The organism is Sinorhizobium medicae (genome assembly GCF_007827695.1).
GTDB classification, from domain to species: Bacteria; Pseudomonadota; Alphaproteobacteria; order Rhizobiales; family Rhizobiaceae; genus Sinorhizobium; species Sinorhizobium medicae.
Genome location: NZ_VITA01000022.1, coordinates 21374 through 40674, shown reverse-complemented (window position 1 = coordinate 40674; position 19301 = coordinate 21374). Strand labels below are relative to the sequence as shown.

25 protein-coding genes and 1 tRNA gene are annotated in these 19301 nt (G+C 60.0%); 15 read left to right on the top strand and 11 right to left on the bottom strand.

What is annotated here, in order from left to right:
• Positions 1-558 precede the first annotated feature (558 nt).
• Both FB009_RS27420 and FB009_RS27415 read left to right on the top strand, forming a co-directional pair.
• Positions 559-903 carry a multidrug transporter subunit MdtJ gene (locus FB009_RS27420; RefSeq protein ID WP_011975518.1) on the top strand — a complete coding sequence of 115 codons (345 nt, stop codon included), beginning with the start codon at positions 559-561 and terminating at the stop codon, positions 901-903.
• Positions 900-1226, top strand: coding sequence for an SMR family transporter (locus FB009_RS27415; protein WP_011975519.1), 327 nt, complete (start codon positions 900-902; stop codon positions 1224-1226). The genes FB009_RS27420 and FB009_RS27415 overlap by 4 nt, the downstream gene beginning before the upstream one ends.
• Here FB009_RS27415 and FB009_RS27410 read toward each other — a convergent pair.
• Complete coding sequence (locus FB009_RS27410) at positions 1214-2062, bottom strand: SDR family NAD(P)-dependent oxidoreductase (RefSeq protein WP_011975520.1); 849 nt, start codon at positions 2060-2062, stop codon at positions 1214-1216. The genes FB009_RS27415 and FB009_RS27410 overlap by 13 nt on opposite strands.
• Positions 2063-2374: 312 nt before the next feature.
• Between FB009_RS27410 and FB009_RS27400 the strand changes: the two genes are divergently transcribed.
• The 5 genes from FB009_RS27400 (at position 2375) to FB009_RS27380 (ending at position 6221) form a co-directional block, all read left to right on the top strand.
• Complete coding sequence (locus FB009_RS27400) at positions 2375-3415, top strand: cysteine synthase A (RefSeq protein ID WP_011975521.1); 1041 nt, start codon at positions 2375-2377, stop codon at positions 3413-3415.
• A 7-nt stretch (positions 3416-3422) separates the two neighbouring features.
• Positions 3423-4172 (top strand): alanyl-tRNA editing protein, encoded by a 750-nt coding sequence (locus FB009_RS27395; protein ID WP_011975522.1) that lies wholly within the window; start codon positions 3423-3425, stop codon positions 4170-4172.
• 34 nt (positions 4173-4206) lie between these two features.
• The gene (sseA, locus tag FB009_RS27390; protein ID WP_101799126.1) at positions 4207-5070 is read left to right on the top strand and encodes a 3-mercaptopyruvate sulfurtransferase; all 864 of its coding nucleotides are present in this window, start codon (positions 4207-4209) and stop codon (positions 5068-5070) included.
• A gap of 5 nt (positions 5071-5075) precedes the next feature.
• On the top strand, positions 5076-5639 hold the full coding sequence (locus FB009_RS27385; protein WP_011975524.1) for a GNAT family N-acetyltransferase: 564 nt from the start codon (positions 5076-5078) through the stop codon (positions 5637-5639).
• Positions 5640-5753: 114 nt separating this feature from the next.
• A complete protein-coding gene (locus FB009_RS27380; protein WP_011975525.1) occupies positions 5754-6221 on the top strand; it encodes a DUF1203 domain-containing protein in 468 nt (155 codons plus the stop codon).
• A 49-nt stretch (positions 6222-6270) separates the two neighbouring features.
• On the opposite strand, the gene ald is transcribed toward FB009_RS27380, so the two are convergent.
• Complete coding sequence (gene ald, locus FB009_RS27375) at positions 6271-7389, bottom strand: alanine dehydrogenase (RefSeq protein ID WP_011975526.1); 1119 nt, start codon at positions 7387-7389, stop codon at positions 6271-6273.
• A 155-nt stretch (positions 7390-7544) separates the two neighbouring features.
• On the opposite strand from ald, the gene FB009_RS27370 reads away from it, so the two are divergent.
• Positions 7545-8006, top strand: a complete 462-nt coding sequence (locus tag FB009_RS27370) for an Lrp/AsnC family transcriptional regulator (RefSeq protein ID WP_011975527.1) — start codon at positions 7545-7547, stop codon at positions 8004-8006.
• Positions 8007-8117: 111 nt separating this feature from the next.
• Positions 8118-10091, top strand: a complete 1974-nt coding sequence (locus tag FB009_RS27365) for a bifunctional 2',3'-cyclic-nucleotide 2'-phosphodiesterase/3'-nucleotidase (RefSeq protein WP_028054101.1) — start codon at positions 8118-8120, stop codon at positions 10089-10091.
• Positions 10092-10205: 114 nt separating this feature from the next.
• Here the strand turns inward: FB009_RS27365 and FB009_RS27360 are convergent, their stop codons facing one another.
• Together FB009_RS27360 and ilvA are read right to left on the bottom strand one after the other, a co-directional pair.
• Positions 10206-10526: an HlyU family transcriptional regulator gene (locus FB009_RS27360; RefSeq protein WP_011975528.1), complete on the bottom strand. Its 321-nt coding sequence runs from the start codon at positions 10524-10526 to the stop codon at positions 10206-10208.
• A 64-nt stretch (positions 10527-10590) separates the two neighbouring features.
• Positions 10591-11838: a threonine ammonia-lyase gene (gene ilvA, locus FB009_RS27355; RefSeq protein WP_011975529.1), complete on the bottom strand. Its 1248-nt coding sequence runs from the start codon at positions 11836-11838 to the stop codon at positions 10591-10593.
• A 159-nt stretch (positions 11839-11997) separates the two neighbouring features.
• Here ilvA and FB009_RS27350 point away from each other — a divergent pair, with 159 nt between their 5' ends.
• Positions 11998-13452: a TrkH family potassium uptake protein gene (locus FB009_RS27350; RefSeq protein WP_011975530.1), complete on the top strand. Its 1455-nt coding sequence runs from the start codon at positions 11998-12000 to the stop codon at positions 13450-13452.
• 79 nt (positions 13453-13531) lie between these two features.
• Positions 13532-14122: a hypothetical protein gene (locus tag FB009_RS27345; RefSeq protein ID WP_011975531.1), complete on the top strand. Its 591-nt coding sequence runs from the start codon at positions 13532-13534 to the stop codon at positions 14120-14122.
• Between the two features lie 68 nt (positions 14123-14190).
• Here the strand turns inward: FB009_RS27345 and FB009_RS27340 are convergent.
• Positions 14191-14276: transfer RNA gene (locus FB009_RS27340), tRNA-Leu, on the bottom strand.
• 161 nt (positions 14277-14437) lie between these two features.
• Positions 14438-14632, bottom strand: coding sequence for a hypothetical protein (locus FB009_RS27335; RefSeq protein WP_011975532.1), 195 nt, complete (start codon positions 14630-14632; stop codon positions 14438-14440).
• A gap of 344 nt (positions 14633-14976) precedes the next feature.
• Here FB009_RS27335 and FB009_RS27330 point away from each other — a divergent pair, with 344 nt between their 5' ends.
• Positions 14977-15195, top strand: a complete 219-nt coding sequence (locus FB009_RS27330; RefSeq protein WP_011975533.1) for a hypothetical protein — start codon at positions 14977-14979, stop codon at positions 15193-15195.
• A gap of 115 nt (positions 15196-15310) precedes the next feature.
• The gene (locus tag FB009_RS27325) at positions 15311-15550 is read left to right on the top strand and encodes a hypothetical protein (protein WP_011975534.1); all 240 of its coding nucleotides are present in this window, start codon (positions 15311-15313) and stop codon (positions 15548-15550) included.
• 80 nt (positions 15551-15630) lie between these two features.
• Here FB009_RS27325 and FB009_RS27320 read toward each other — a convergent pair whose 3' ends face one another.
• Together FB009_RS27320 and FB009_RS27315 are read right to left on the bottom strand one after the other, a co-directional pair.
• Positions 15631-16020 carry a YciI family protein gene (locus FB009_RS27320; protein ID WP_011975535.1) on the bottom strand — a complete coding sequence of 130 codons (390 nt, stop codon included), beginning with the start codon at positions 16018-16020 and terminating at the stop codon, positions 15631-15633.
• A gap of 161 nt (positions 16021-16181) precedes the next feature.
• Complete coding sequence (locus FB009_RS27315) at positions 16182-16427, bottom strand: hypothetical protein (protein WP_024312258.1); 246 nt, start codon at positions 16425-16427, stop codon at positions 16182-16184.
• A 187-nt stretch (positions 16428-16614) separates the two neighbouring features.
• Here FB009_RS27315 and FB009_RS33800 point away from each other — a divergent pair, with 187 nt between their 5' ends.
• Positions 16615-16854, top strand: a complete 240-nt coding sequence (locus FB009_RS33800) for a hypothetical protein (RefSeq protein WP_028054113.1) — start codon at positions 16615-16617, stop codon at positions 16852-16854.
• A gap of 52 nt (positions 16855-16906) precedes the next feature.
• Here the strand turns inward: FB009_RS33800 and FB009_RS27305 are convergent, their stop codons facing one another.
• The 3 genes from FB009_RS27305 to wrbA all read right to left on the bottom strand — a co-directional run bounded on the left by FB009_RS27305 (position 16907) and on the right by wrbA (position 18370).
• Positions 16907-17125 carry a hypothetical protein gene (locus tag FB009_RS27305; protein WP_011975538.1) on the bottom strand — a complete coding sequence of 73 codons (219 nt, stop codon included), beginning with the start codon at positions 17123-17125 and terminating at the stop codon, positions 16907-16909.
• Between the two features lie 84 nt (positions 17126-17209).
• Positions 17210-17452, bottom strand: a complete 243-nt coding sequence (locus FB009_RS27300) for a DUF2188 domain-containing protein (protein ID WP_011975539.1) — start codon at positions 17450-17452, stop codon at positions 17210-17212.
• A 315-nt stretch (positions 17453-17767) separates the two neighbouring features.
• On the bottom strand, positions 17768-18370 hold the full coding sequence (wrbA, locus tag FB009_RS27295) for an NAD(P)H:quinone oxidoreductase type IV (protein ID WP_011975540.1): 603 nt from the start codon (positions 18368-18370) through the stop codon (positions 17768-17770).
• A gap of 162 nt (positions 18371-18532) precedes the next feature.
• Here wrbA and FB009_RS27290 point away from each other — a divergent pair, with 162 nt between their 5' ends.
• Entirely contained in the window at positions 18533-19294 is a 762-nt protein-coding gene (locus FB009_RS27290; protein WP_011975541.1) for a competence/damage-inducible protein A, read from the top strand.
• The last annotated feature ends 7 nt before the right edge of the window (positions 19295-19301 follow it).

Below are 19301 nucleotides of genomic sequence, written 5' to 3'. Positions count from 1 at the left end.
TGGATTGACGAACGTCGTCGCCGCCCTGCCGGTGGATCAAGGCAACAATGACGACGACGATGGCGAGAACTGCAGCAGCCGCGATGAGGGGACGAGCACCACCCAGCCTCTCGAACCCGGCGAACGAAGCACCAGAGCCCGACGAGCACAGCCGCGACCCTTGCAGCGGCAAGCGCCCACTGAACAGGACCGTTCCCGGCGAACAGTGCGCCAGCGGCCGACAGGAGACCGCCGAGCGGGCCCCCATGCCTCTGGCTTCTTCACAGCACCCTTACTAGTGCCTTTATCGCGGCTGTCCGCCCTGGCCGGTTGTCGACCCTCTCGACGGTCCTGCCGCTGGCGTCAGTCGAAACGCGCCAAGATCGGCCACAACGGCGGACTTAAGTTCGACTGCCAGGAAATGGAGGGGAGCAGGCGAACGCTTCCAACCCAGGTGGCGAAATTTCGCTGGAACGCATCGAGAAGATGCTGCTAGTTTGCGCCGAACACGTCGACCGTCGTGACCCGATCGTGCAACCGCTGCTGGACCGCTTCTCGGCCTTATTCTCGTAGGTTTTCATGCGCCTTGCATGGTTTTTCCTGGTACTCGCGATTGTGACCGAAGTCGTCGGCCTGACGGTAATGAAGGCTGCGTCCGGTTCCGGCACCTATTGGGGGCATATCATTATGTATGCCTCGATCGCGCTCTCCTACGTCTTCCTGGCACGAGCAGTTAAGGTTATTCCGGTCGGTGTCGCCTATGCCGTGTGGGAAGGGTCCGGTGTTGCTGTGATAACGCTCGTTTCTGTTTTCGCTTTCGGCCGCGCCCTCTCCGGCCGTGAGATGCTCGGCCTCGCGATGGCCGTCGCCGGAATCCTCCTCGTCAATGCGGGTAAGGGCAAGGGTGAGGAAACAGACGCATGAGCGCGTCGGGTCTCTCTTTTGCCTTCGCGGTGGCGGCGGGCGTTCTCGACGTGGCCGCGAATCTCGCCTCGACCAAATCGCACGGCTTCGCCCGTCGCGGATGGGGTGCCCTTTCGATCGTTCTGGTGCTTGCGGCCTTCGCGTTGCTGGCAGAAGCGATCGAGGAAATGGATCTCGCCGTGGCCTATGCCGTTCTCGGCGCAACAGGTATCTTCGGTACGGCTATCTGCGGCCGTCTTTTCTTCGGCCAGAGGCTCAAACCAACCGGCTGGATAGGCTTGTCGTTGATTTTCGGCGCGGTGCTGGTGCTTCACACGGCCTGACGCGGTTTTCCGTCGGAGCCCGTGGGTTTTCTCTTCGAGGCCGAAGCGACGGTCGCCCCCCGCGGCACCAGCCGGTCGAGAAGCGCGAAATAGATGCCATATGGCAATATTCGCAGCAATTTTACCAGATAGGTGAACCGTCTTGGGAAGGTGATCTCGAAACGCGAGGATTTAAGGCCAGCGCAAATCCGAGCTGCCGCCTCTTCGGTGCTCACCAGAGCGGGTCTCGGGAACCCACCTTTCGCCGAGCCTGGCGTGCCCACAAATCCGGGACAGATGACTTGCAGGCGGATCCCGATTCGGTCGAGGTCGAATTTGAGGCTCTCCGCCATGTTGATGAGTGCGGCCTTGCTCGCGCCGTAGGCCGCACTCGTAGGCACGCCGCCGTAGCCGGCCACAGACGACATCACCGCGATCTGGCCATGCCCCTTGGCCTTCATATGTTCGATGAGAGGTACGAGACAGTTCACGACGCCGTTGAGATTGACGGCGAAGCTCCTGTCGAAGGCCTCGCGGCGCAGGTCGTCGCCACGGACCGGCAGGACAACCCCGGCGTTGAGGATTGCGAGCGCCACCTGCCCGTGCTCGTATTCGATCGCGGTCAGCAACCTCTCCATGTCCTGCGGATCGGTGACGTCTCCATCGAGAACAATGATACGCCCCGTTCCCGCGGCCTCGTGCTGAAGGTCGACCAGCTTGTCGTGACTTCGCGCGGTGACGACCACGGAATACCCTTCTTCGACCAATCGAAGCGCCAAGGCGCGACCGATCCCGGAGCTTGCTCCGGTGATCCATGCTAATCCATTTTCGGGGCGGGCGGTGAATATAGCTGTCATCTTTTCCTCGCGCGTCGACGGCGGTTGTCATCGGGGCTGCCGCCTCAGCGGCCGCCTCCACACCTCTCCGGACGGCAAACGCCTGCCCCGCAATCTCCGCTTCCCGCCCGTCGATTGACGGCAGAGACGTTTTTTGCCCGGGACAGGAAAGCTGCGAAACGCTATTCCTTGCCTGCAGAACAGACTGAGCCGAAAACACGCCAATATTTCGGCGATCCTGCTCAAGAAACCAAATGTTTATCGGCTTGCGATCGACCGAGGTAAATGCTTGGCTAAAGCCGGCATCCGTTCCGTCAGTGCGAGGGTCTCAATATGCCAGTTCTTCCGTCCGTGCTCGAAGCAATCGGCAATACGCCGCTGATCCGGCTCAAGGCCGTGTCCGAAGCGACCGGCTGCAACATCCTCGGCAAAGCGGAGTTTCTCAACCCTGGGCAGTCGGTAAAGGATAGGGCGGCGCTCTGGATCATCCGCCAGGCTGAAAAGGCCGGCCAATTGCGACCGGGCGGTGTGATCGTCGAAGGCACCGCGGGCAATACCGGCATTGGCCTTGCCGTTGTCGCCAGCGCGCTCGGATACCGCACCGTCATCGTTATCCCCGAGACACAGAGCCAGGAGAAGAAGGACGCACTGCGCCTGCTTGGCGCCGAGCTGGTCGAAGTTCCGGCGGTACCGTACAGGAATCCGAATAATTACGTGAAGATCTCCGGCCGTCTGGCCGCCCGACTTGCCGAAACCGAGCCGAATGGCGCGATCTGGGCAAACCAGTTCGACAATGTCGCCAATCGGCAGGCCCATATCGACACGACCGCGCCCGAGATATGGCGCGACACCGATGGAAAGGTCGACGGGTTCATTTGCGCCGTCGGCTCCGGCGGCACTCTTGCCGGTGTGGCGGAAGGCTTGCGCGCCCGCAAGGCGGGGATCAAGATCGGCATCGCCGATCCGGAAGGCGCGGCACTCTACAATTTCTATGCCCATGGCGAGCTCAAGTCGAGTGGAAGCTCGATCACCGAAGGAATCGGTCAGGGGCGAATCACCGCCAATCTCGAAGGTTTCACGCCGGACTTCGCCTACCAGATTCCAGACGCCGAGGCGGTTCCCTACGTCTTCGAGCTCATTGAAAAAGAAGGCATCTGCATCGGCGGATCGACCGGCATCAACGTCGCCGGAGCCGTGCGGCTTGCTCGTGAGCTCGGTCCGGGACACACGATCGTGACGATCCTCTGTGACTATGGTAACCGCTATCAGTCGAAGCTCTTCAATCCGGACTTCCTGGCCTCCAAGGGTCTGCCTGTCCCGGCCTGGCTGAAGACGGCTTCGAACATTGCAGTGCCATACGAACCCGCTGGATAGGATTGCCATGACCAGATCTGTCACCGCCCTCTTCCGAGAAGATTTCTATCTTTCGACCTGCGAAGCAAGCGTGACGGCAATCCTGGAAGACGGCGGCATCGAGCTCGATCAGACCTGCTTCTATGCGACCTCCGGCGGGCAACCGGGTGACAAGGGCTTTCTCGAGCGCGAAGACGGGAGCCGCATAGACATCATCGATACGCGGCATGGTGCGACCAAGGACATCATCTTGCACATTCCCGCAGAAGGAGCGCGCATGCCTGATGTCGGCGAAAAGCTGGTGCTGCACATAGACTGGCCGCGCCGCTACCGGCTGATGCGCATGCATACGGCTTGCCATCTTCTTTCAGTCGTCTGCCCTTTCCCGATCACCGGCGCAGCAGTCGGAGAAGAAGAAAGCCGGGTCGACTTCGACATGAGCGAATTGATCGACAAGGACCAGGTCACGGCAGCGCTGATGAAGCTCGTCCATGAGAACCATCCGGTCTATGTGCAGTGGATCACCGACGAGGAGCTGGCCGCCAATCCGGCCATAGTCAAGTCTAAGAATGTCCGCCCGCCAATGGGGCTTGGCCGCGTCAGTCTCGTCTGCATCGGCGAGAATTCATCGGTAGACAGCCAGCCGTGCGGCGGAACGCATGTTTCGGAGACACAGGAAGTGGGCGCGATCCACATCGCGAAAATCGAAAAGAAAGGTAAAGAAAACCGGCGTTTCCGAATACGATTCGCGGCGCCCGAGGATCGGGCCTTCGCCTGAGCGCTTTTTATGACCATGCCAGTGGAGTAGAACGATGAACGTTGAAAACGCTAACAGGAGCGACTTTGTCGTTTCTGCAGACTGGCTTGAGCAGCGCCTCTCCGATCCGGCAGTGAGAATCGTCGACGCCTCCTGGTACCTGCCGGCGCAGAACCGCGATCCGAAAGCCGAGTATGCGGCCGCGCATATTCCCGGGGCGGTCTTCTTCGATCAAGACGCGATTGCGGATCAGACGAGCGTGCTGCCGCACACCCTGCCCTCTCCCGAAGCATTCGCCAAGGCTGTGGGTGCAATGGGAATCGGCGAGAACGACGTCATCGTCGTTTATGACGGTCCGGGTATTTTCACAGCGCCGAGGGTCTGGTGGATGCTCCGCGTCATGGGTGCCAGGAATGTCTTCGTTCTCGATGGCGGCATGGACGGCTGGAAAGCGGAGGGACGGCCGGTCACGGCACAGTTACCCAATCCCGAGCCGCGTGTGTTCAAGGCTTCGATCGACCGCCGTGCGGTTACCTCGTTCGAGCGCATGAAGGACGTCGTCGAAAACCGGCTCGCCCAGATTGCCGATGCGCGGAGCGCCGGACGCTTCTCCGGTGAGGAACCGGAACCCAGGGCAGGCATGCGGTCCGGCCATATGCCGGGTGCAAGGAGCCTGCCCTCAGGCGTGTTCTCGGAGGGGGGCAAGTTCAAGGATCTGGATCAACTCAGCCGGACTTTTGCAGATGCCGGCATCGATCTGTCAAAACCGGTCGTCACGACCTGCGGCTCCGGCGTAACCGCCGCCATCATTACGCTTGCGCTTCAGTCCTTGGGACATAAGGACAACACGCTTTATGATGGCTCCTGGTCGGAATGGGGCAGCCGTCCCGACACTCCGGTTGCAACCGGTAAAGAGTGAGAGCCATGCAAAGGTCGAAGCCTCCCGCGATCACGGCACACGTGACGGAACTCGAAATGACGTCGCCGCCAAAGCAAAGCCTTCCCATGCCTATCAATATCCATACGGCGATCCTGCGCGTATCGGACATCCCGCTTGCCTATTACCGTTTTCTCTATCTGCGCGTGGGCAAGCGCTGGCATTGGGCGGAGCGTCTGCGCATGAGCGACGACGATCTTGCGGCTATTCTTCACGACAAGCGAACCACGGTCATGGTGCTCTATGTCGACGGGGCGCCGGCCGGGTTCTTCGAATTCCATCAGGGAGACGACGACGTCATCGACCTCATGCATTTCGGACTGATGGAGCACGCGCTCGGCCTTGGGCTGGGCAAATGGTTCTTGCTGCAGACATTGTTCGCAGTCTGGGCATTGAACCCGCACAAGGTCACGGTCACGACGAACAATCTCGATCATCCTCGGGCGTTGCAGCTTTACCAGCAGTTCGGCTTCTCGCCGGTCGCGACGCATGAAGCGGTGGTCGTGCCGCTGAGCGACGAGGAACTTCTCGCCTTCGCGAAAGCGCTCTGAACCGCATCACGATTTTAGTCTCGCCGCGGGCGGCAAGCCCGGCAAGTATCGGGTGTCACCCCGTGAGGCCAGCGCGCATTCTTCTCCTGAATTCAGTCAGCCGGGAGAAGCGCCATGAATCTGCATTATATCGCAATGTCTGTACAAGAGGCGGAACGGCTAAGGCAAGGCGGCCGCGACGCCTACGGTGCTCCGCCCGAGCGCCGCATTTCGGACGGAGACGGCGTTCCGTGCCGGCACTGCCTACGCAACGTCGATGAAGGCAAGCCCTACCTCACTTTGGCTTACCGGCCGTTTTCGTCGGTTCAGGCCTATTCCGAAACGGGCCCGATCTTCATGCATGCGGAATATTGTACGGTTCACGACGGACGAACGCTGCCGCCGATACTCGCATCCAGCAAGAGCTATCTTCTACGCGGCTACGGGAGTGATGAGCGCATCGTCTACGGCACCGGCGGTGCCGTCGACGCCGAGCAAATCGAACAGCGCGCCGAGGAATTGCTGGCACGGCCGGATGTGGCCTTCCTGCATGTCCGCTCGGCAAAATACAATTGCTATCAGTGCCGCATCGAAGCACGTTGAGCGCGAGCCCGGCGCAAGACAGCGCCAGGCCGATTGGCGCAAACAGGGATCAGGCGACGTTGAGGACGACCTCGGGCGCATGGGCGTCGTAGCCGAGCGCTTCGGCCACAGCAACATTCGTCACGCGGCCGCGGTGGACGTTCAGGCCGGCACGCAGATGCCGGTCTTCGGCAATGGCCTTGAGGCCGCGATCGGCGAGTTGCAGACCGTAATGGAGCGTCGCATTGTTGAGGGCGTGAGCCGACGTGATCGGCACGGCACCCGGCATGTTCGCGACGCAATAATGCACAATGCCGTCGACCTCATAGGTCGGCTCGGAGTGCGTCGTCGCATGCGACGTCTCGAAACAACCGCCCTGATCGATCGCGACATCGACAATGACAGCGCCTTTTTTCATCGCGGACAGCATTTCGCGCGTGACGAGCTTCGGCGCAGCCGCGCCCGGAATGAGCACGGCCCCGATCACCAGGTCGGCGGAGAACACCTCCTCCTCAAGCGCGTCGATCGTCGAGTAGCGTGTATGGACGCGGCCGTTGAAGATGTCATCGAGCTGGCGCAGCCGCGGCAGGGATCGATCGAGGATCGAGACGTCGGCTCCGAGGCCGGCAGCCATCTTGGCGGCATGCAGGCCGACAACGCCGCCGCCGATGATCGCGACCTTGGCTGGCAGAACGCCGGGCACTCCGCCGAGCAGGATTCCGCGGCCGCCATTTGCCTTTTGCAGGGAGGTGGCCCCTGCCTGAATTGCAAGCCGTCCCGCGACCTCGGACATGGGAGCAAGCAGCGGCAACCCGCCGCGCTCATCCGTTACGGTTTCATAGGCGATGGCGGTGACGCCGGACTTGAGGAGCCCCTGCGTCTGTTCGGGATCCGGTGCGAGATGAAGATAGGTATAGAGGATCTGGCCTTCGCGAAGCTGCGCCCATTCGGAGGGCTGCGGCTCCTTGACCTTGACGACCATGTCCGCCTTCTCGAAGACGTCCCTGGCTGCCGGCACGATCCTTGCGCCTGCCGCGCGATAGGAGTCGTCATCCGCCCCGATTCCCGCCCCAGCTTTGCTTTCCACGATGACCTCGTGGCCATGGGCGACGTATTCCCGTACTGATCCGGGCGTCAGGCCGACACGGTATTCATGGTTTTTGATTTCCTTCGGGCAACCGACACGCATCTTTGCGTTCCTCTCCTATCTGGGCTTTCCGCCGCGTTGATGAGGCGTTCAGCAAAACAGATGGCGTCTGGAATGTCCTTGCAAAGAAGCGCTTATCGATGCATTGGTTTCGGTGTTTCTTGCGTGAAGCTCCGTCTAATCGAAGGAAGATGCGAATGAGTGGCTTGGATGCTATCGATCGTTCGATTCTGCGCATTCTGCAGCAGGATGGCCGCATCTCGAATGCCGACCTTGCCTCGAGGGTCGGCCTTTCTCCGTCCGCCTGTTCGCGGCGGGTCGACATACTCGAAAAGTCCGGGACCATTGCCGGCTACCATGCGCGCATCGCCCACAAGGCGCTCGATTACAAGATCATGGTCATCGTGCACATCTCGCTATCGGGGCAGTTTGCCAAGACGCTAACCGAATTCGAAGCCGCCGTGAAACTGTGCCCGAACGTGCTCGTATGTTATCTGATGTCCGGAGAATATGATTATATTCTGCGTGTGGCGGCGAAGGACCTGGAGGACTACGAACGCATTCACCGCGACTGGCTCTCGGCGCTGCCGCATGTGGTGAAGATCAACTCGAGTTTTTCGCTCCGCGAAATCATCGATAGGCCGAATGTCGGCATCTGAGTCGGCTGAGTTGCCATGCTCTGCGACAAAGGCGCCTGCAAGAATCAGCCGCTTTGCGCCGCCGGTCCATTCCGCCATAGTCAAAGCGCGTTTTCGAGGGGAGATCAAACGATGACCGTTCAACAATCCGTAACGCGCCGGACCGTGCTCGGCGGCCTTGCCGCCTCTTCGGCTCTTGTCGTACTTCATCCCTTCTCGAGCCGCGCGGCTGCCAATCAGGCACATCTGCGGATCATGGAAACCACCGACCTGCACGTCCACGTCTTTCCCTACGACTACTATGCCGACAAGCCGAACGACACGCTCGGGCTCGCGCGCACGGCCTCGATCGTCGATGCCATACGCGCCGAGGCTACGAATGCGATTCTCGTCGACAATGGCGACTTCCTTCAGGGCAACCCGATGGGCGACTACATCGCTTACAAGCGCGGGATGAAAGACGGTGACATGCATCCTGTCATCGCAGCGATGAACGTGCTCGGCTACGATTGCGGTACGCTGGGCAACCACGAGTTCAATTACGGCCTGGACTTCATGTTCAACGTGCTCAACGGCGCAAACTTCCCGGTTGTCTGCGCCAATCTGACCAAAGGCGACCTGGCGGCCGCGCCGCGCCAGGACGAGCTTTTTCTCAAGCCCTACGTGATCCTCGATCGGAAACTGAAAGATGGCGCCGGCCGGGAACACCCGATCCGCGTCGGACTCATCGGCTTCGTCCCGCCGCAGATCATGACCTGGGATGCTGAGAATCTCGGGGGGAAGGCGAATGCGCGCGACATCGTCAAGGCCGCGGAAGCCTGGGTGCCGCAGATGCGTGAGGAAGGCGCCGAAATAGTCATCGCCCTTTCCCACTCCGGCATCGGGCAACAAGCCTATGCCGACAATCTCGAAAACGCGTCCATTCCCCTGGCGGCGGTCGATGGCATCGACGCTATCGTCACCGGGCATAGCCATCTCGATTTCCCGGGGCCGAAATTCGACGGCTTGCCTGGCGTCGACAACGGCAAGGGGCTGATTTCCGGAAAGCCGGGCGTCATGGGCGGGTTCTGGGGTTCGCATCTCGGTCTCATCGATCTGCTGCTTGAACGCGATTCTGGTCAATGGCGCGTGATCGGTTCCGCGAGCGAAGCCCGGCCGATCTTCCGCCGGGAGGACAAGCAGGTGATCGCCGGAGTGGGCGACAAGCCGGAGGTTCTATCGGCCGCGCAGAAGGACCATGAGGCGACGCTCGCCTATGTCCGCACCCCCGTGGGCAAGACCTCGGCTCCGCTCTACTCCTATTTCGCGCTCGTCGCCGACGATCCATCAGTTCAGATCGTGAGCCAGGCTCAGATCTGGTATATCCGCGACATGCTCAAGGACACCGAACACCGGGACCTTCCGGTCCTCTCCGCGGCGGCGCCGTTCAAGGCCGGCGGGCGCGGTGGAGCCGAATATTATACGGACGTACCGGCGGGCGACATTGCCATCAAGAACGTCGCTGACCTGTATCTCTATCCGAATACCGTGCAGGCAGTGGTCATCAACGGCGACGACGTGAGGAACTGGCTCGAAATGTCCGCCGGCATCTTTAACCGGATCGCCCCCGGCTCGGTTGACGCAAGCCTGATCAACGGCGACTTCCCATCCTACAATTTCGACGTGATCGATGGTGTCACCTATCGGATCGACCTCTCGCAGCCTGCAAAATACGACAGGGACGGCAAGCTGGCGAACCCAGGGGGCAATCGCATCCGTGACCTGGAATTCGATGGCAAGCCGATCGATCCCGCGCAGAAATTCATCGTTGCGAGCAACAATTATCGGGCCGGCGGTGGCGGTAATTTTCCAGGCATCGCCAGCGACAAGGTCGTCTTCGTCGCACCTGACACCAATCGCGACGTCATCGTGCGCTACATCATGGATCAGGGCACGATCAATCCCTCGGCGGATGCGAACTGGAGCTTTGCGCCACAAAAGGACACGAGCGTACTGTTCGAGAGCGGGCCAAAGGCGCGGCAGTTTCTGGCTGAGCTAAAGACTGTGAAGATCGAGGATGCGGGCGATGGAAGCGACGGCTTTGCCCGGTTGAGAATCAAGCTCTGATCGCGACGACCCTGGATCACTTCCCCGGACGTGCGTAGCCTCAGGAGCTATCACGAAAGATGAAGAAACGGCCGTACGCTTCTGTTTTCAATGAGCGATTGCAGCTGATTGGAATCAAACAGAACGGGATTGAGCGTCGTCTGAAAAGAGAGCCGCGCGCTGCTCGTCGATGATTTGACGCCCCTTGCGAAGCGACGAGTCGATGGCGTCCTGCTCGGAGGCGAAAAGATCGGCCCGGATGAAGTTGCGCACCTTCATTGCGCCGTCCGGCGTCGACTTTTCGATGCTGCCGGCAAGCCGGTACTGCGACCCTTCGCGCTTAGGAGTCGCCCGGATCACGCAGTCCGCATAGTTCTCGGCTTTGCCTTCCACAGGCTGCGTCTGCGTTTCAGAACCGCTGGAGCGGCCAAATAATTTCGAAAAGAAGGATGCCATGCCTCACAGTTAGCCGTGCCCGCCGGCGCTGTCAAAGCGAAAATCGGCTTACAGTGGCAAGAGGTCAAATGAGGAAATTGGCGAGCATTTCGTTGTCGGTAATGTCCTGGTAGCGCAGCCCCGCCGCATCGAAACGCTGTTTGAGGATGGGGAAATTCTCCGCATGCTTCGTCTCGATGCCAATAAGCACGGAGCCGAAGTTTCGCGCCGACTTCTTCAGATATTCGAAACGGGCAATGTCGTCCTCTTCTCCGAGCAGGCTGAGGAAATCGCGAAGCGCACCCGGGCGCTGCGCCATGCGCAGAATGAAGTACTTCTTGAGCCCTGCGTGTCGCATGGCGCGCTCCTTCACGTCCGGAAGACGCTCGAAGTCGAAATTGCCCCCGGAAACGACCGCCACGACAATTTTGCCCTCCAAGCCTCCGCGTCCGAGCGTTTCCAGGGCGGTGATTGCAAGAGCGCCCGCTGGCTCGAGCACCACGCCCTCGACATTCAGCATTTCGGTGATCGTCAGGCAGATTGCATTTTCCGGCAGCAGCATCACCTGTTCCGGCGAAAATTCACGCAGCGCGGCAAAGTTCAGATCCCCGATCCGTGCAACGGCGGCACCATCGACGAAGTTGTCCACCTGATCGAGAGTGACGACGCTGCCGAATTCCAGGCTGCGCCTCAAACTCGGCGCGCCCTCCGGCTCGCAAAACAGAAAGCAATCGGCCGCGAGGCGGTCGCCAAGAAAGCCGGTAACGCCCGCGGCCAATCCACCGCCGCCGACGGGAAGGACGACGAGGTCGGCGGTAAGATCCACCGGCATCTGCTCGGCTATTTCCGCTGCGACCGTGGCCTGGCCTTCGATGATATCGCCGTGGTCAAACGGTGGCACCATGACGCCGCCGATCGCCTCCACGTGCTCGCGCGCCGCGTGGTAGCATTGATCGAAGATGTCACCGACGAGGCGGATCGTGATGAACTCGCCACCGAAAATGCGCGTCTTGTCGATCTTCTGCTGGGGCGTCGTCACGGGCATGAAGACCACGCCTGCAACGCCGAAGTGCCGGCAGACGAAAGCAAAGCCCTGCGCGTGATTGCCAGCGGAAGCGCAGACGAACGTCTTCCCTGCCGCTCCGGAGCCGAGTGATTTCCGGAAGAAATTGAATGCGCCTCGGATCTTGTAGGACCGCACCGGCGAAAGATCCTCGCGCTTCAGGAAGACGGTTGCACCATAGCGTGCGCTCAGATGCTCATTGAGTTGAAGCGGCGTCGGCGGAAAGATCTCGCGCATCGCCGCTGCCGCTTTTTCAACATCCTGCTTCATCACGTGTGGTCACCCGTTGAGTTTGCCGTTGGCAGTCGCTATTGCACATTGCCTCGCCGGAAACCATCGATTTGACACGAATCGGTTGGCAACGGCACTATCGCCGCCGCTCCGGGCGATCGCCGGCCATCGACAACCGCTTGCAGGATATCAAGAGCTTTGAACGCGAATCTGATCCGGCACGCTGTCCATCTCGCTGCGATTCTGGGGCTTTATCTCTCCGGCGCGATGCTTATTCCGGCCTTCGTCGATCTTTATTACGGCCATCCGGACTGGCAGGTTTTTGCCGTGACGGCTTTCATGACCGGCGCGATTTCGTCAACGACTTTCATGGCGACACGCTCAGGTCCACCGCCATTCTCGAAGAAGTTCGGCTTCCTGGTGGTCAATGTCCTGTGGCTCGTTTTCTCGATCGTCGGCGCCATTCCACTTTGGCTATCCTCGGTCAATCTCGATTTTGCCCAGGCCTTCTTCGAGTCCGTATCGGCGGTGACGACGACCGGGTCGACCGTCATCGTCGGCCTCGATGACGCCCCGCCGGGTCTTCTTCTTTGGCGCTCGCTTCTCAGTTGGCTGGGCGGGATCGGTATCGTCGTTCTCGGCCTCTTCATCATCCCCTACTTGCGCGTCGGCGGCATGTCCTTTTTCAAGATGGAATCATCCGACACGGGCGACAAACCCTTTGCCCGGCTGGCAAGCTTCGGCCGCGCCTTTCTCGTCATCTATGTATCGATCACCCTGCTTTGCGCGATCAGTTATGGCGTGCTCGGAATGAGCCGGTTCGACGCGGTCAACCATGCCATGACGACTGTCGCCACGGGCGGCTTCTCGACGCACGACGCTTCGTTCGGCTATTTCGCGAGCATCCCGCTGTTCTGGGCCAGCACCTTCTTCATGGCGCTTTGCAGCCTCCCCTTCTCCATCCTGATCGTGCTCTTCGTTCGCGGGCGCCTGGATGCGCTTCGCGACCCTCAAATCATCGTTTTTCTGGGCTACCTCACGGCGTTCTCGGTTGCGGTCGCGACCTATCACAGGCTTGCAAACGGCGTCGAATTCCATCTGGCGCTGACGCATGCCTTCTTCAATGTGACATCGCTTCTTTCGACCACCGGTTATGCCAGCGAGGACTATAGCCTGTGGGGGCCCTTCGTGGTCATGGTCGCCTTCATCTGCACCTTTATCGGCGGGTGCTCCGGCTCCACTGCCGGCGGCATGAAGGCATATCGATTCGTCGTGCTCTTCAACGCCATTCGGTCGGCCCTGAACAAACTCGTATACCCGAACGCGATCTATGCGGTCCGCTACGGTAAAAATACGGTCGACGCGGACGTGCAACGGGCGATTCTTCTGTTTTTCATTACCTATATTCTGCTCTGGGTTTTCGGCAGCCTGGTCATGGGTGCTCTCGGCTATGACTTCATCACGGCCGTATCGTCCGTAATCACATGCCTCTCCAACGTAGGTCCCGGCCTTGGGAGTCTCGTCGGCCCCGCGGGGAATTTCGCGACCTTCGAAGACGCCGAGCTTTATCTGCTGTCTCTGCTGATGCTGCTCGGCCGTCTTGAAGTCTTGACTGTGCTCGTCGTGCTCACACCGGTCTTCTGGCGGCAGTAACGGCCGCTTCGCTGCGCTTGCTTGACTTGGTGTGCCAAATGCCGAAAGCTTACAAAAATCGGGCATTCTGGGAAGCACGATGCCGAGACACCTGCTCCTGCTGGCGACAATCGCCAGCGCCACCATTATCTTCGCCGCTACGCAGACAAAGGCGGGACCACTCGCCGATGCCGCGGCCAGGGCCGAACAGCAGGCGAACTCGGGCGACGTCGCGGGGGCGCACGAAACATTGCGCAAGGCCGTGGGCGACTTTTCCCAGACTCTCCCCTTCGCTATCGGAAAGGCCGTGTTCGTCGAGGCAGCGCCGGCGGGCTTCGCGATGTACGATCCCAAGCCCGACCCGGTCTTCAAAGGTGGCGAAACCCTCGTAACCTATGTCGAACCGGTGGGACTTACATGGAAGGAGGCGAGCGATAAGGGAAAGCTTGAGACGCGCTTCACGGTGGATTTCGACATTCTCAACCCGAAGGGAGAGGTGCTCGCCAGCCAGAAGGCGTTCGGCGACTTCACCTTCAAGGGCTATCAGCGCAATCAGGAAATCTATGCGACGTTGAGGATCGACGTCGCGGGGGCTCCATCCGGAGACTATGTGCTGCGCTACCGCTTCAACGATATCAACAGCGGCAGGAGCGCAAGCGTCGATCAACCATTCAAAATCAGCGGCCCTTGAGAGAGTGCGGGCTTCGGTGTACCGGTGGCCTCAATCGACCTGGACCCGGATGATATTCCAGTTGTTTTTGGTGCGGACGACGGGAATCGAACCCGTACAGCCTAAGGCCGAGGGATTTTAAGTCCCTTGCGTCTACCAGTTTCGCCACGTCCGCAATCAGTGATTTCAGTATCTTAGCGCCTTCCTTTTGGGAAGACCTGAGCGATGCTTTTTTCGTATTGCGAGAACACGGCTTCCGCTGAGCCACGCGCCGGCGACGGGTGAACGTGGCCCGGCTTCTCTGACGAATCAACCGGGATTCAACAGTCGGGGCGCCTATTCCTTGGCGACTGGAATTGCCTCGGCAGGCTGAGGAGCATAAGCCGTGGCTACCCGGTTCGGGCTCTCCATGAAGGCACTGCCGACGATCAGATAAACGACAATCGTCAGCAGAGATAACAGCATTACACTTACGGGCAGACCGGTAGCTGCCCTTTGCTCAGCCCATTCAAAATCGTGTTTATCGCGCATCGACCAGGCTCCTTCCGGACTGTGGATCATTGTCAGATGAGTGCGCCTCGGGCTGTCCGGAAGGTTCGGCTCGGGCAGTCCCGCGGCATTCACTCACCCGAGCGGCGGACGAGGGTGCCGCTCGGAGTGACAACTCGAAATTTTGCCGAAGGATCCGCCAGGCCGTTCGCCTAGGACTATTGCGATCACGAAGTCGGACTAAGGTCCGATAGGACTTTGCCTGCCGCTGGCAGAACGGTCCCCTCGGAAACCAAGGCCTTCGGGATGCGTTTGGTCCCGATGTGTAGGAGCAGGACGATGAGCGTGCGATTATAGCAACCGCCATTGGCGCTTTACTCAGGGTCATGACCGGTACGGCCTACGCCGATCCGTGGAAGGATGAGAGCGGGCACGGTCGCTGGAGAGGAGGCTTCCACTTTGGAGAGACTCGCTCCGAGCGCAGAGCCTTCAAGGAAGAATATCGTCGCGGTCGCTGCAAAATCGAGCTCAAGTGGGGCGACGACGAATACAAGGAAGAGATCAAGCGCAAGCGCGACGGTCGGCCGACTTACTATAGATACTAGGTTTCATAATAAAGGCCGGCGCCGCCAGACCTACGGAATCTATTGTTTGTCTACTTGGAACTTAATTCTGTCGTGACGGTTTTCTTCGAGCAAGATTGATCAAGGAGTTTCCTAAATGGCTGATAGAGGACCAACAGTAGTCAATACGGGGGGCAGTGGCGGCGGTTGGGCCGTCGCGGTAATCCTGGTTCTACTGATTGTCGGCGCCTTGTTCCTGTTTGGCGGCGATCTGTTCGATGGAACCGGAGGTGGCGGTGGAGATACCAACGTCGATGTGAACGTGCCTGTCGAGGCGCCGCAGGCGCCCGCAGGCGGAGAGGGAACGGCAGCACCGTCGGGGGGCGCACAGCAATAAACATCGAAGCGAGCCGCCGTTCGGCGGCTCGCCCGAAACTTCAGCCAAGGATGGTTTTATCCCCTTCCCGCCTCACCAGCTCAAGCTGGATCGTCGGCAGGTGCCGAAAGCGTAGCACCGGGCAGATAGAGAGAAATCGGTCTGATTTCATACACTGCGGTTGGATTGACGCGCCGCAGCTCACGCGCAGTCTCGACGGCGGCTTCAATGCTTGGGCAATCCACGACGTAGAGCCCGAGCAACTGTTCCTTTGTTTCGGCAAAGGGACCGTCGATGACCATGCCGGCGCCCTCTCCGCGCAACGTCACAGCGCTCTTTGTCGAGCCGAGCCGTGCGGCGGGGCCCAAACGCTTCGCGCGGACGAGGCGGTCATTAACTTGCAGCAACTCGTCCATCAACTCTGCGTCAGCTTCCCTGGTCCAGGATTCGACGATCTCTTCCTCGTGATAAGCCAATATCGCGTAGAACATGCATTTCCTCCAAACGCTGATACGATTCCCAGGCAGGCAAAGTATAAATGCCTGACATGGGAACACGGATACCTGTATCCCGAGCAACTGATACTCGTGAATCGCGGGGATTAGATCGCTTTTGAAGCACGCGGGCAAGGCCGGCGCCAACGGCGAGACAGTCAGCGTCCAGGTGGAATTCGGCCGGTGTGGTGGACCGGATTGTCAGCTCCTGCTCCCTCGACCGGTTTCTCTTTCTTTTCGGATTTGCCGCTCCTGGCGGGGGGCACATCGGCATCCTCCGTGCCGGACGCCGCCGCCTGCTCCGGAAGCGGCTGCGGGTCCATGTCCATGCTCTTCGGCGTCGGTTTCCATGTGGGGGATGGCATGGGCTGATTGGTCAGATCATCATCTTTGGGGTTGCTCATGACTCGGTCCTTTCTGGCTTTCGCCAGTTCAACCCCGGACATTTCTGAAGGTTCCTCATTTGACGAATGGCATTCGCCCAGGAAATTCATCAACCCCTGATTCGTCAGGGGTTCAATCGCGGCGTGTCAATGGCAAGATAATGCAGGGCTTGACAGAGTGTTTCGATCGATGACGGAGGGTGGGGGCGTGCGTTCACTGCAAGCGTTCGGCGGCATAGCCTTGCTGCCGGAGGACCTCGACGCGCTGCAGCGCGTATTCGATAGCCTGTGCCGCGAACAGCGATGGCCTCGCGAGAGCGCGCAGGCTCAGCGGTTCGGGAGGATGCTGATCCGGGAATATCAGGCTGGCACAAAGGACGAGACGCACCTCTTTCGAGCTGGTCAAGCCTTCATAAGCCAGACTCATCAGCAAAAGAGACAGGCATGACAAACGATGAGCGGGAGCTCGTCAAAGGCGATGCGTCACGCCGTGAACCGGCCTAATGATAGTAGAAACAATCGCAGTCGGCTTTCGTGGCGTCCTCGCCTCTCCACACCCTGACTGCCAATCTTGACGACTCGCCGGTCTCGTCTAACCGTAATCCAAGCAGCGAAACCGCCGCCGCCTTTGGATTGGGCGCGTCTATCTCGATGACCGAGCCAACCTGGTGAACGCCCAGGCGAGCAGTCCAGGTGAAGATCTGAACATTGTAATGCATGGAAATTCTCCGTCGCTTCAGTCGCCGAGTAGCGGGCCATGGCGATGACAACTGGCCCGGGCAATCTTCCTTCAGCGCAAGTATTCAGCCGTCCTCTACGGTTGCTTCGGGCCGGTCGCCGCCGTCGGCATGTTCGAAATGCCAGTTTCCCTTCTCATCCTGAAAGCTGATTTCCTCGTCGTCGCCGCCGACCTGCTGTTCGGCCGCTGCAGCCTTGGCGGCCGCCAGGGCCATCTCGCGACTGGGAAAGGGCTCTGAATATGCATTGGCTGCTTTGTAGGCCCAGCCGCCATCGTGTGGAACGATGGAATAAGTGATCCGCACCATCCTTCACTCCCATGGATATTCAAGGACAGTCCACTGCCCCGAAGGGCCACGCCGCGCGGCCCCTGCGTTCCTCCTAAGACTGCCGTTCAAACCGCTGCAACGACCTTGCGGGTCTCAAAAGCCGCACGGCACTGTTGGGCATTTCTGATCCGGATGGTGCGATGTTAACACAAAATCGCCGTTTGGGGACACATTTACGAGCGTCTGCAGGCGGGATTGCGCCTCGCGGTCACGACGGAAGGGCGGGACACGACCCCTCGCCCCAAGAGGAACGCACGGCCCAAGGGGAGCCGCGCGCAAACGTCGAAAGGCGGATCATCCGACCGCGAGTTTTGCGGCAATCTTGGCGACATGGGCACCCTGAAAGCGCGCCGCTTCCAGCTCCACGGCAGACGGTTGGCGCGAGCCATCGCCGCCGGTAATCGTCGAAGCGCCATAGGGCGATCCGCCCTTGACTTCCTCGACGCCCATTTGGCCCTGGAAAGCATAGGGAAGGCCGACGACCACCATGCCGTGATGCATCATAGTGGGAATGAGGCCCAGAATTGTCGATTCCTGGCCGCCGTGCTGTGTCGCCGACGAGGTGAAGGCGGAGCCCACCTTACCGACGAGCTTTCCACCGGCCCAAAGGCTGCCGGTCTGGTCGATGAAGTTGCGCATCTGCGAAGCAACGGTACCGTAACGCGTGCCCGCGCCGAATATGATCGCGTCGTAATCCGCCAGTTCCTCGACCGTTGCAACCGGTGCGGACTGGTCGAGCTTAAAATGGGAGGCTTTCGCCACGTCCTCGGGCACGAGTTCGGGAACGCGCTTGACGGTCACTTCGGCACCCGCCGATTTCGCACCTTCCGCGACCGCGTGCGCCATCGTCTCGATATGGCCATAGGCCGAATAGTAAAGAACCAGTACTCTAGCCAAAGCGATACTCCTTCATGTCCGGCAAATCCGCTTGATCGCCGCGGACGGGAGGATCTATCAAAACGCGAGCAGCCGCCAGCGCAGGGATGGTCGACAGACTGTTCAGCTTTCTTCAACAATGACGAGGTCGCGTTCGCGGCCCGAATACGACCGGAGCAATCCATGACCAGCCCCACGATCGTCACCGCCGCCATGCTCGCCATCGGCGACGAGCTTCTCTCCGGCCGGACCAAGGACAAGAACATCGGCCATCTTGCCGATATGCTGACGCTGGTTGGCATAGATTTGCGCGAGGTGCGTATCGTCGCCGACGACGAGGAAGCGATCGTGGATGCGGTCAATGCGCTGCGCAGCCGCTACAACCATGTATTTACATCGGGCGGCATAGGTCCAACCCATGACGATATCACCGCCGATGCGATTTCCAGGGCCTTCGGCGTCGAGTGCATTCACGATCCAAAGGCAATGGACCTGCTTGGGGCGATGTACGAGCGACGCGGCATGGACTTCACCGATGCGCGCAAGCGGATGGCCCGCATGCCCGCAGGCGCGACTCATATTCCCAATCCGGTGTCGACTGCGCCCGGCTTCGCCGTCGAGAACGTCTACGTCATGGCCGGTGTGCCCCAGGTGTTCCAAGCGATGCTCGACGCGCTGCTGCCGAGCCTGGAGACCGGCACGCCGATCCAGTCCCGTACCGTTCGCTCTCCCTATGGCGAGGGCGATATCGGAGCTCCGCTCACCGAGGTGCAGAAGAAAAATCCCGAGACGAGCATTGGCTCCTATCCGAAATTCGACGGTAAGAATTTCTCGACCGACATTGTGATCCGCGGTCGGGACGCCGCGATCATTGCGGCAGCCGAAGCGGATGTGATCTCGATGATCGAGGCGATCGGCCGCTTGCGTGAGGAAAAGCAGCCCTGAAGTCGGC